The organism is Serratia sp. SM04 (assembly GCF_040280225.1).
Classification (GTDB): Bacteria; Pseudomonadota; Gammaproteobacteria; order Enterobacterales; family Enterobacteriaceae; genus Serratia; species Serratia sarumanii.
In genome coordinates, this window is sequence record NZ_JBEOQT010000002.1 from 182,907 (window position 1) to 195,108 (window position 12,202).

Below are 12,202 nucleotides of genomic sequence, written 5' to 3' on the forward strand. Positions count from 1 at the left end.
ATGCTAAAGAAAATTATGTGCGTTGTGGGCACTCGGCCGGAAGCGATAAAAATGGCGCCGGTGATCAAGGCTCTTCAGATCTCCGGCGAATTCGACGTTAGCGTATTGGCGACGGCCCAACACCGAGACCTGTTGGATCAGGCTTTCCAACTTTTCGAAATTGAAGCCGATTATGATCTTAATGTCATGACGCCTGGGCAAACATTGCCAGAGTTGACCGCGCGCCTGATGACCAGCATCGACCGAACTCTCGAAGAGGCAGCACCGGATTTGGTTATCGCACAAGGCGATACGACGACCGTCTTCGTGACATCCCTGGCCTGTTTCTACAAGAAAGTGCCTTTCGCTCATCTCGAGGCGGGGCTGCGCACACACGACCTCTATTCACCTTTTCCTGAAGAAGCAAACCGTATTCTTGCCGGACATTTAGCACGCTTGCATTTTGCTCCGACCGAAGTATCTAAAAGCAACCTCTTGCACGAAGGCATTCCTGCAGAGCATATTCACGTTACAGGAAACACCGTGATTGATGCCTTGCTGACGACCGCACAAAAGACGTTTGATATCGGCATCGATATCCCCCAAGACGCCCGGATGCTTCTTATCACTTCTCATCGCAGAGAGAACTTCGGCCAACCTATTGTCAATATCTGCAACGCGGCTCTTGAACTTATTGAAAAATATAGTGATATCTATATTCTTTTCCCCGTTCACCCCAACCCAAACGTGCGCGAAGTCACGGACCGTCTGTTAAAAGACCACGAAAGAATTAAGCTGGTCAGCCCATTTGACTATGGCCCTTTCGTTGCCGCCATGAAGAATGCCTACCTGATTCTTTCCGACTCTGGCGGCGTGCAAGAAGAAGCTCCGGCCTTGGGCAAACCCGTCTTGGTCTTACGTCGCGATACTGAGCGCCCAGAAGCCGTCTCGGAAGGAGTGGTGAAATTAATCGGAACGGAACAAGCGGACATCGTAAGAGAAGCGTCTTTGCTGCTTGATAGCCCTCAGGCCTATCAAGAAATGGCAAAAGGAAGCTCTCCTTACGGTGATGGTGAGTCCAGCCAGCGTATCGTCCGTATCGTCCGCAATTTCTTTGCTAAACAATGCCAATGAAAATCGTCTATCTTTCAGCGGTTCCCTGGTTGAGCATAAGTCAGCGCCCTCATTTTTTCGCCAAATACGCGCTGACCCATGCCACCCAGGAACTTTTGTGGATTGAGCCTTATCCTAGTCGTTTCCCTACCCTCGCCGATCTGACCCCCGGCCGTCATGCCCCTGAACCTGCAGGATTGGATTTGATAGAGGGTCTGCAACTGGCTCGGTTGGGTTTTGTAGCCCCCGTGGAGCCGCTACCTGCGTTGTTTAAGCTGTTCAACCAAGGGAAAATAAAGAAAATCATTGACGATATAAAGAATTTTATATCTGAAGATACCACCCTAGTTATCGGCAAACCCTGTCTGCTGGCCAACATGCTTATCAAGCAATTTAAATGGCGGCAAGTGTGGTATGACGCCATGGATGATTTCCCTTCATTTTATTCTGGCCTATCAAAGAAAAATACGGCTAATCTTGAAAAAGAAATCGCCCGACAAGTTGACCGTATATTCTGCTCAAGCCATGCCTTAATTGAGAAATTTTCGTCTATCGCCCCCAGCAAAACTGAGTTGGTGTTGAATGCGTGTTCAGATGACTTGCAGAAAATTCATATCCCGAAAGCATCGCATGAAAAAATCACATTTGGCTATATCGGCACAATCGCAAGCTGGTTTGACTGGAAGTGGGTGTTCGAGTTAGCCACTAAAAATCCGGAAGCAGTCATAAACCTGGTAGGGCCAAGAAAAACAGGAATTCCGGAAAGCTTACCTCAAAATATCATCCTGGAGCCGCCCATTCCACACCCCCAGGTAATGAATAAGATATCCACCTTTGATTATGTGATTATTCCGTTTTTGCAGAACGACATTACTAAATATGTCGACCCTGTTAAATTCTACGAATACAGGTTGGCAGGGAAAGCCATACTATCGACTCCATTTGGCGAGATGCTATGGCATCACAAAGAAGAAGCCTACAATTCTGACGCAACGCTAAGCATTACTATACCTGACAACACGCTAGTTTTTCCTTCACCTAAAAAACCAAACGACATCCCAAGATGGAGTGGACGATTCTCTCATGTCTTTACCGGCTATTGAAGATGAAAAATTTCTTACAATCTCATTAGTAATTTTCAAACCGAATCTTGTAGATTTAAGAAAAACCCTTGCCGCACTTGTTGAGACAAACGTTTTTAAAGCACACGACTGTTATTTATTGGTTGTTGATAACTCGCCAACTACTGAGCCTGCAGTCACTTCGCTAATTAAAGAGTTCCTTGACGTCATTCCCGGAAATTACATATCGCGACCAGACAACCCTGGCTTTGGAGTGTCACATAATTTAAGCTTAGCTATTAAGTCAAAATACACCCTTATATTAAACCCTGATTTAGAGATGGATAATAATGCATTAGAGAATGCATTTTCCTTTATGGATAAGCATCCTGAATGTGGTTTAATTACGCCTTATGCAACTTGGGGGAACGGCGAAACACAGTATTTATGTAAACGATATCCTTCTGTGTTTGTATATATATTACGTTTCTTTGCGTCGGTTAAAGGAAAGCGCTTTTTCAAAAATTATCTCCGTAGCTATGAAATGGCTGATACGCTGACACCGCACGATGTTTATTTCGACCCACCGATTGTGAGCGGTTGCTTTATGTTTTTCCGCTACTCCGTACTGAAAGAAGTATCCGGATTCAATCCCAAATTTTTTCTCTACTTCGAGGATTTCGATCTCAGCATCCGTACGGGAAAAATTACCAGAATCGCCTATGTCCCTGATGTCAAAGTAGTACATTACGGTGGCCATGCCGCACGCAAAGGCTGGGTTCATATTAAGCTATTTTCACGTTCAATGATTACTTTCTTTAATATTCACGGCTGGAAAATTTGGTAACTCCATAGCGAATAAGCTATGCGCCAATTACTGCCGGGTGAGCATGAAAAGAACAAAATACATCATGCTCACCCTCGCAGTGCCGACATTACTCTTGTAAGTAACCTATTTTTCTCAATCGAGAAATCACGAATTCCAGGGCTGACTGCCAGTTAGAAGCAGGAATACCTATCCCATTGATTTTATTGCAACTCAAGGTTGAATATTTAGGACGTTTGGCCAAAGTCACATATTGTTCTGATGTTATTTTACTGACCTTTGGCATGCGAGAAATCGCCCCCACCTCCGCGGCAACTTTAAATATGTGCTCCGCAAACTCACTCCAGCAGACCTCTTCATCCCCGCAGAAGTGATAGATCCCTCCCTGAGCCTCACAAAGCAACATTTTTATCATCGCGTCTGCGATGTCCCCCGCATATGTCGGGCAACCGCGTTGATCGGCTACGATATCAAGAGATTCACGTTGCTTTGCCAACCTCAGCATGGTTTTAACGAAATTTTCGCCATATTCACTGAAAACCCAGGAAGTGCGAAGAATTATCGCATCTTGCATTTCTGAGACGATCGCCAATTCGCCATCACGCTTGGTTTTCCCGTAAATGCACAGTGGGCGAGTTCCAGCCAACTCATTGTATGGAAGCCTGCCCAGGCCATCGAAAACATAATCTGTAGAAATATGAAGCAGTCGGCACTCCATTGCGTTTGCAACCATGGCCAAATTGGCTGGGCCGACAACGTTGGCTAACAACGCAGCCTCGCAATCTTGTTCCGCTTTATCAACGGCGGTATAGGCTGCAGCATTGATGATCGCCGTCGGTTTAAACTCCTGGACGACAGCCTTAACCTGCTCCAGTTTGGAAATGTCCATCGTATTGCGGTCGGCCGCTAAAATAACCCAATCGGCGGGTACCCGATCGATAAAACAGCGCCCGACCTGCCCTTTAGCCCCGGTCAAAAGAACTCTCATTAAATCAGTTCTCTGAGAAATTTGCCGTTCTTGTCCTTTTCCGACAAAACAGGGTGCCGAACAGGCCAGGCCACGCCGACATCGGGATCATTCCACATCAGGCACCTTTCATGTTCTGGCGAATAGTAATCCGTGCACTTATATTCAAAATCCGCGATCTCAGAAAGTACGACAAAACCGTGGGCCAAACCTGGCGGGATCCAAAGCTGAGTTTTGTTCTCTTCCGATAGCACAATGCCTTCCCACTTGCCAAATGTGGGTGAGTCTGGGCGAATATCTACTGCAACATCATAAACTTCGCCCCGCACCACACGAACCAACTTGCCTTGCGGCTTGATATCTTGATAGTGCAATCCGCGCAAAACCCCCCGAGAAGAGCGTGAATAATTGTCTTGGACGAAGTCCAAATCGATATCCAGCATGTCTTGAAAGCGACGCTTCTCGAACGTTTCCATAAAAAAACCGCGAGTATCACTGAATACCGTTGGTTGAATGACTTTGACTCCATCGATTTTAGTATCGATAACCTGCATTCTGCATACCTCATAAGACGCGAGAATTTGTGCTCAAAAAATTCTCGCAAAATACAGTCAATTACAATATCTTAGCTTTATTGGCGTGATGGCGAAAAACGTAAACAAAGCCTAATCCTCCTTACCGCCACCTGTTAACAACATGAGAACAGAGGCAAACAAGGGAGCCAGGAAGCATCATTTTGAGGTAAACGATTGATAAAATCCGTGACCAACCACAGCGTCTTCCTCTCAACGCCTTGATACTCACTACCATTAGCGCAAAACTTCAGTGTACCTTACTGATGCAAAGTAAGTGAAATGGTGGAGTTTAAAGCTTCACAAGCCTGATAGGCTAACATACTCGCTGCTCTTGTCTCTCTCAACAGATCTTCAACAAGGCATTTCCAGGAGGGAACATCTCATATTCACACACCAGATACCGTGACCAGCAATACCCTGCGGTTTTATGCCATAACGACATATCGTCCCAACAAAGTATCTTCAATGGCACCAGTATAATCTGATAGTGCGGATTTTTCATAAGGAAGTGCTGATTATTATCAGATAAAGCCCATAAAAAAGCGAGGGTGATAAACCCTCGCTGATCGGTGCTCTTCTTGTTTATTAGATTCCGATAGCCTTGTGGCTGTCGGAGCACCGCCCAGACTACCAACAATCGATATTTTTAATCAGCGCTGTTTAACGGTATCCTTGCGGATTTTTCTTCTGCCAGTTCCAGGTATCGCGCATCATGTCATCGATACCCCGACTGACTTTCCAACCCAACTCCTGATAAGCCAGATCGGCGTTCGCCCAGAAAGCAGGCAAATCGCCGTCGCGGCGAGGTAATATTTGGTAAGGGATCGTTACGCCGGACGCTTTTTCAAACGCCTGAACCATCGCCAGCACCGAGTGCCCTACGCCAGCCCCCAGGTTATAAGCCTTAAACCCGTTGATCTTCGGCAAATGATCCATGGCTTTCAGGTGGCCTTCAGCCAAATCCATGACATGGATGTAATCGCGCTCTCCCGTGCCGTCCTTCGTCGGATAATCTCCGCCGAAAATGCCCAGCTTTTCCAACTTGCCGATAGCCACCTGTGAGATGTAAGGCAGCAAGTTGTTGGGGATACCGTTAGGATCTTCGCCAATTAGTCCGGACTCGTGAGCCCCCACCGGATTGAAGTAACGCAAGGCAATAATCGAAAATTGCGGTTCAGCCTTAGCGAAATCCTGCAGGATCTGCTCCACCATCAACTTGGACGTGCCATAAGGGCTGGTTGTCCCGCCGATCGGTGTCGTCTCCACATAGGGCACCGGCGAATTGGCGCCATAGACAGTGGCGGAGGAACTGAAGATGAAATCATGCACGCCGGCACGGCGCATAGCGTCCAGTAACACCAGCGTTCCTGTAACATTATTTTGGTAGTATTCCAGCGGTTTACGCGTAGATTCCCCAACGGCCTTAAGGCCGGCGAAGTGGATCACAGCGGTAATCGTGTGCGCTTCAAAGATGCGATGCAGGCATTCAGTATCCTGAACATCGCCTTGGTAAAACACGGCGGCTTTTCCCGTCAGTTTCTCTACGCGGTGTAAAGATTCCGCTGACGAGTTCGACAGGTTGTCCAACACCACCACGTCGTCGCCACGTTCCAGCAGAGATAAAACGGTGTGAGATCCAATGTAACCGGCACCACCGGTAACTAATATTGTCATTTCAACCTCTTATACCTCGGTTGTACCGAAAGATATCTCTTCGTATTTTAAGAAAGCTACCTGCCAAGTCGCCTAAACAGGCCTGGATCGCAACTCAAAGGTATCACAACAACCTCTAAGCGAGAGCGGTAAAAACCGCCCTCATCACTGACTTATCGCAAAACCTCAAACAAACATTACGACCCTGCGGCCAACAGCGCCAAAATCTCGTCGGTTTTTTCTTGCATCAGTGCAACATCGGCCCGCGACTCGACATTAAGACGTACCACAGGTTCCGTATTGGAGGAACGCAGATTGAAACGCCAGCCTGCGAACGCCATGCTGATGCCATCTGTGTAGTCTACCTCATCGGCATGCGGTAAATAGTGTTGTTTAACGCTTTCAATGGATACGTCTGGCTGAGCCAGTTTGATATTGATCTCACCGGAAGACGGGTAGGCGGCAATGCGATCCTGTACCAGTTGCCCCAGAGTTTGTCCCTTCACACTGACCAGTTCAGCGACCAGAAGCCACGGGATCATGCCGCTGTCGCAATAAGCAAAATCACGGAAATAGTGGTGAGCGCTCATCTCTCCGCCATAAATGGCATCTTCCGCACGCATGCGTTCCTTAATGAAAGCATGGCCGGTTTTCGACATCACGGGTACGCCCCCGGCATCGGTGACTACATCGACGGTGTTCCAACTCAGACGTGGATCGTGGATGATCTTCGCGCCCGGCTGTTTCTGCAAGAAGGCCTCCGCCAGCAAGCCGACGATATAATAACCCTCAATAAAATCGCCTTTTTCATCGAACAGGAAGCAGCGGTCGAAATCGCCGTCGAACGCGATGCCCATATCAGCGCTATGCTCACGCACCGCATCGGCGGTATCCGCGCGACACTCAGGCAGCAATGGGTTGGGAATACCGTTAGGGAAAGTGCCGTCCGGCTGGTGATGCACCTTGATAAACTCCAGCGGCACGCCCCGCGCCTTCAGTTGCGCTTCAATAGCATCGATCACATGCCCCGCCGCACCGTTGCCCGAGTTGATCACCAGCTTCAATGGTTTGAAATTTTTCACGTCGACGTAGGACAGAATGTGTTCTACATAAGCCCCTAATACGTCCTGGCGAACATAGCTACCGCGCATTGCAGGCGGGGCCTGAAATTGGTTTTTCTCCGCCAGTTCTTGGATCGCCCGTAACCCGGTATCGCCGCTAATCGGCCGAGAGCCATCACGCACCAACTTCATGCCGTTGTAATCGATCGGGTTGTGGCTGGCGGTGACTTCCACGCCACCATCCGTTTTTAAATAGGTTGTGGCGAAATAGATTTCTTCGGTACCGGTTAAGCCGATGTCTATCACATCAGTGCCCGCATCCTGCAAACCCTTCGCCAGCGCCAGTTTCAGGCTTTCACTGGTTAACCGAACATCGCTGCCCAACACGATATTTTTGGGCTTCAAAAACTCGCCGTAGGCGCGTCCAATACGATACGCGATGTCCTCATTCAGCTCTTCGCCCAGCTTTCCCCGAATGTCATAAGCTTTAAAACACGTCAATTTTTGCATTACCAAACCCTATTAAACTCTGCCATAGCGATCTTGCAAACGCTCAATATCATCTTCTTCCAGATAGTGCCCCGACCTGACCTCGATCATTTCCAAATCGATTTTTCCCGGGTTTTCTAACGTATGGACACTGCCCGGAGGAATGAAGGTAGACTGATTTTCCGACAAGAAGAACTCTTGATCATCAACGTTAACTCTTGCTGTCCCACTCACGACGACCCAATGTTCGGCACGGTGGAGATGGCGTTGTACCGACAGCCCCTCCCCTGGCCGCACAATGATTTTCTTCACCTGGAAGTACGTGCCGCTGTCGATATCGCAAATCTTGCCCCAGGGACGATAGGCGGTGGAATGCTGGCGAAAATGATGAAGATTGCGTTTTTTAAGCTCATCAACCACTTTCTTCACATCCTGCACCTTGTCCTTGTGAGCGATCAGCAAGGCATCACTGGTGTTGACCACAACCAGGTTTTCCAACCCGATGGTCGCCACCAACGCGGACTCAGAGGAAATGTAGTTATCATTGGAATCGATTGAGATAATTTCACCCACGTTGACATTACCCAAATGATCCTTCTTTGACACTTCCCACAATGAGGACCAGGAACCGACGTCACTCCAGCCCGCATCAATAGGAATCACCACCGCGTCATGTGTCTTTTCCATCACCGCATAGTCGATGGAGTCACTAGGGCAGTGCTTGAAGATGTCTTGCTCAACCCGGATAAAATTCATGTCGCGTTGACTGTTGCTCACAGACTGCTGGGTTGTGCTGAAAATTTCAGGACTGAACTGCCGCAGTTCCTGCAGGAATTTGGCCGTCTTGAACATAAACATACCGCTATTCCAGCTGTAATCACCGCTGGCGAGGTATTCGACCGCTTTCTCCAAACGCGGCTTCTCAACGAACGAATCAACTTTGAAACATGCATTGGAAAGGTGCTCGCCACGCTTAATATAGCCATAGCCCGTTTCAGGGTGCTCAGGGATAATGCCAAACGTGACCAATTGGTTGTTTTCTGCAAACGAAATAGCCGTCTGAATAGCCGCGTGAAAATTATCCACTTTGGTGATCAGATGGTCCGCTGCCAGCACCAAAAGCATACTCTCTTCGTCTTCCTCAGCAGCAAGATGAGCGGCTAACGCCACTGCTGGGGCAGTATTACGCCCTACGGGCTCTAAAATAATATTGGTCGCTAATTGTCCAACTTCACGTAATTGTTCGGCAACTAAAAAACGGTGTTCCTCGTTGCAGATGACCAGAGGAGCAGCAACTTCGATACCGGTCAGACCCGACAAACGCTGTAACGTTTGTTGCAGCAGGCTCACCCCGCTGTCATCAATAGATAAAAACTGTTTAGGAAACGATTCTCGCGACATCGGCCACAGACGACTCCCAGTACCACCGGCCATAACCACAGGAATTAGTTTGGACATTATCTACCCTTTACTCAGCCATCGTTCTTACAAGGACGCCGCCGCACGTCAGCAGCATCACTCTAAAATTCGTACGGATATTAACCAATCGTTACACTTTGCGAAAAGCATGCATCCTTCTAACCTACCGTTCCTTAACAGAAAATTATGTATAAAAATAAACCAAGCAAGTATAAATACAGAAGGAACTACCAGCCAATAACATAACGTATTAACGCAAAAAAGAGCAGCATAGTGCTGCTCTTTCAGATTAATGCTCATAGTGAATATGTTGCTAGCGACTGCGGGCAAAATACTGCGCTACCCGCATAACATCTTTTTCATCCAACGTACCGGAGTCGCTCAGCAAGGTAATCCACGACTTGATGTAGGCGTACTTGGCGGAGGCCAGATCGCGCTGGGCGCTATAGAGCTGCTGTTCGGCGTTGAGCACGTCAACGTTGACACGTTGCCCGGCCAGCACGCTTTGCCGGGTCGCCGTTACCTGTGTGGTGGCCGATTGTACCGCCAACTCATAGGCCGCCACCTTGGCGCGGCTGCTGATGCACAGATTGTACTGCTTGCGCAGATCGTTGAGCGTGGTGCCCGTCTGCGCATCCATCTCATACATCGCCTGGCCATAGCGCGCCGCCGCCTGCCGGGTCGACGCCGAAACGCCGCCGCCGGAATAAATAGGCATGCTGACCTGCACGCCGATGCTGTCGGTGCGGTATTTCTGGTTAACCGTGTTATCGCTGCTGGAGTCGTTTTCCGAATGCGAAGCATACAGCTGAACCTGCGGCATAAAGCCCGCCCGATTCCTTTCGACGTCATACTTGGCGGCATCCACGCCATGACGCGAGGCGGCCAGCACCGGGTTATTCTCCAGCGCGATCTTTTGCCACTCTTCAAACTTGGACGGGATCAGCGGCGCCACCTTGAACTTGCCCGGCCGCAACACCTGCAATTCATCCAGCTGGTTCAGCGGCATGCCGATAATCACTTCCAATTCGCGCTGCGCGGCATCCAGCGCATCGCGCGCTTCGATGACCTGCGCTTCGGCCAGGCTGTAGCGCGCCTGGGTTTCCGATACGTCGGTAATGGTGCCTTCACCGGCGCTCATCAGGCGATCGTTCAAGGTCAGCTGTTCCTTGTAAGCCGCCTTTTGCGCTTCGGCCAACGCGATTTGATCCTTGGAATAGGCCACTTCGACATAGGCGTTAATCACCCTAACCGCAAGATCCAGCAACTTACCGCGATAGCGCTCGTCCGACATCATCGTCTGCGCGACGCCGGCTTTGTAGCGCGCGTACGCTTCATAATCGAACAGCGGCTGCGTCAGCGTGATCGAACTGGAATAACTGCGATATTGCTGCCGCCGGGTGACCTCCGAAACATTGCCGAAAAAGTCGCTCTGCGGATATTTTTGCGTCTGCCAGTTGCGCGGCGAATTCTGATAGTTCAGCGACACTTTCGGCAGCAGCCCCGCCCTGCCGATGTTTTCGTTCTCATCTCCCGCTTCTTTCTCTTTTATAGCCGCCCGGAAAGTCGGGTCCTTTTCTAATGCCAGCGAATATGCGTCTAAAATCCCTATCGAATAAACCGGCGCAGATATCGCAAACAAAAGGGTGCCGATAACCAGACCGGCAGCCTGTCGTTTTGATTGAATCAAAATTATTCCTCGGTTAATGAAGTATGAGCGCGATCCAAAATAGGTTTAAACAGATAGCTCAGCAGCGAGCGCGACCCCGTTTTCACGAACACCTCCACCGGCATCCCCGGCTTGATGTCCTCGCCACTGAGCATCTTCATGCCCTCCGGCGAGACCGTGACCTGCATCTGGTAGTAAGGCTCACCGTTGGCTTTGTCGACCAGGCGATCGGCGGAAACCAACGTGACCGTTCCCGGAATTTTCGGGGTTTTGTTTTGGTTGAAGGCGGTAAACATCAGATCCACCGGCAACCCGTTGTACACCTTGTCGATCAGGTCAACTTTGAGGCGAGAATCCACCACCAATGTCGCCTGGCTGGGTACAACGTCCATCAGGTGGTCACCCGCTCCCACGACGCCCCCCTGAGTGAAGATATTCAATCCGACCACGGTGCCGTCCACCGGTGAGGTGATGGCAGTGTTGCCCAGATCGAAATCTGCCATTTGCAGCTTATTGCGAAACTCGCTGGCGTCCATTTGGGTTTGCGCCAGTTGCGTTCTGACCTCGCGCTGATAGTCGGCGAAACGCTGGTCGATACGCTGCTGAGATTCCTGCAGCTGCTTTTGCAGCTGGCCAATCCGCCCGACGGTTTCATCGATGCTGCTGTTCACCTCGGCAAACTGACGCTGCACTTCCAGGTAGCGGTTGCGCGGCAGGTAGCCGTCCGCCGCCAGTTGCTTCATGCTGTTCATCTGCTCACGCAGGCTGGAAAGTTGAATCTGCTTGTTGGCGCGCGAATCCTGCAGGCCTTTCAATTGGAAACGAATCCCGTCCATCGACTGCTTATAACCGTCAATTTCACTTTGCAGCCCCTGGCGGCGGGAGGCGAACAGCTGCGTTTGCAACGCGATGATTTCAGCCACGCGCGGCTGAGTTTTGATCTGGGCAAAAATAGGGGAAAAAGTGACGTTGCTCAGACCGTCGCGCTCGGCGAGTAAACGCCCTTCGGTGGCCAGCGTGGTGTAGTACTGGTCGCGCAGGGAATCGACCTGCGCCTGTGCCTGCACCTGGCTCAACTGCACCAGGACTTCTCCGGCTTTCACCTTGTCGCCGTCTTTCACCGCGATATTCTTGATGATGCCGCTGGCCGGGGCCTGCACCGTTTTGCGATTGCCGGAAACGGTTACCGATCCCGGCGATGCCACCCCTTTATCCAGAGGCGCGAACGCTGCCCAGGCCAAAAATCCGAACAGACCAATTCCCACCACCAGCCAGCCCATCCGGGTAAACCGCCGTTCATCCTGCGGGATCTCTTCAATATACGAGTCTTGCGGCTCGCCAATGTGCGTCGACATACCAACTCCTTTAAACTGCGGACGGCAATAAAGCC

Annotated in this window: 10 protein-coding genes; 3 read left to right on the forward strand and 7 right to left on the reverse strand. The window is 50.0% G+C overall.

All coding sequences use genetic code 11. The features are described from left to right. From wecB to ABTW55_RS03885, 3 genes are read left to right on the forward strand one after another with little or no spacing between them, the layout of a single operon-like run. The gene (gene wecB / locus ABTW55_RS03875; protein ID WP_033654605.1) at positions 1-1,113 is read left to right on the forward strand and encodes a non-hydrolyzing UDP-N-acetylglucosamine 2-epimerase; all 1,113 of its coding nucleotides are present in this window, start codon (positions 1-3) and stop codon (positions 1,111-1,113) included. After that, complete coding sequence (locus tag ABTW55_RS03880; protein ID WP_033654604.1) at positions 1,110-2,195, forward strand: glycosyl transferase; 1,086 nt, start codon at positions 1,110-1,112, stop codon at positions 2,193-2,195. Before wecB ends, ABTW55_RS03880 begins: the two co-directional genes overlap by 4 nt. After that, positions 2,176-3,000, forward strand: coding sequence for a glycosyltransferase (locus ABTW55_RS03885; RefSeq protein WP_072008427.1), 825 nt, complete (start codon positions 2,176-2,178; stop codon positions 2,998-3,000). Before ABTW55_RS03880 ends, ABTW55_RS03885 begins: the two co-directional genes overlap by 20 nt. Positions 3,001-3,088: 88 nt before the next feature. Here the strand turns inward: ABTW55_RS03885 and rfbD are convergent, their stop codons facing one another. The 7 genes from rfbD to ABTW55_RS03920 form a co-directional block, all read right to left on the reverse strand. Beyond that, the gene (rfbD, locus tag ABTW55_RS03890; RefSeq protein ID WP_033654602.1) at positions 3,089-3,967 is read right to left on the reverse strand and encodes a dTDP-4-dehydrorhamnose reductase; all 879 of its coding nucleotides are present in this window, start codon (positions 3,965-3,967) and stop codon (positions 3,089-3,091) included. Then, on the reverse strand, positions 3,967-4,500 hold the full coding sequence (gene rfbC, locus ABTW55_RS03895; RefSeq protein ID WP_033642476.1) for a dTDP-4-dehydrorhamnose 3,5-epimerase: 534 nt from the start codon (positions 4,498-4,500) through the stop codon (positions 3,967-3,969). The genes rfbD and rfbC overlap by 1 nt, the downstream gene beginning before the upstream one ends. A 681-nt stretch (positions 4,501-5,181) precedes the next feature. Next, positions 5,182-6,195 (reverse strand): UDP-glucose 4-epimerase GalE, encoded by a 1,014-nt coding sequence (galE, locus tag ABTW55_RS03900; protein ID WP_060419870.1) that lies wholly within the window; start codon positions 6,193-6,195, stop codon positions 5,182-5,184. A gap of 176 nt (positions 6,196-6,371) precedes the next feature. Beyond that, the gene (gene cpsG, locus ABTW55_RS03905; protein WP_033654600.1) at positions 6,372-7,745 is read right to left on the reverse strand and encodes a phosphomannomutase CpsG; all 1,374 of its coding nucleotides are present in this window, start codon (positions 7,743-7,745) and stop codon (positions 6,372-6,374) included. A gap of 12 nt (positions 7,746-7,757) precedes the next feature. Next, a complete protein-coding gene (locus ABTW55_RS03910) occupies positions 7,758-9,182 on the reverse strand; it encodes a mannose-1-phosphate guanylyltransferase/mannose-6-phosphate isomerase (RefSeq protein WP_033654599.1) in 1,425 nt (474 codons plus the stop codon). A gap of 274 nt (positions 9,183-9,456) precedes the next feature. Then, positions 9,457-10,833: a TolC family outer membrane protein gene (locus ABTW55_RS03915; RefSeq protein ID WP_016928415.1), complete on the reverse strand. Its 1,377-nt coding sequence runs from the start codon at positions 10,831-10,833 to the stop codon at positions 9,457-9,459. Positions 10,834-10,835: 2 nt separating this feature from the next. Then, positions 10,836-12,167 (reverse strand): HlyD family type I secretion periplasmic adaptor subunit, encoded by a 1,332-nt coding sequence (locus tag ABTW55_RS03920; RefSeq protein ID WP_033637755.1) that lies wholly within the window; start codon positions 12,165-12,167, stop codon positions 10,836-10,838. Positions 12,168-12,202: the final 35 nt, after the last annotated feature.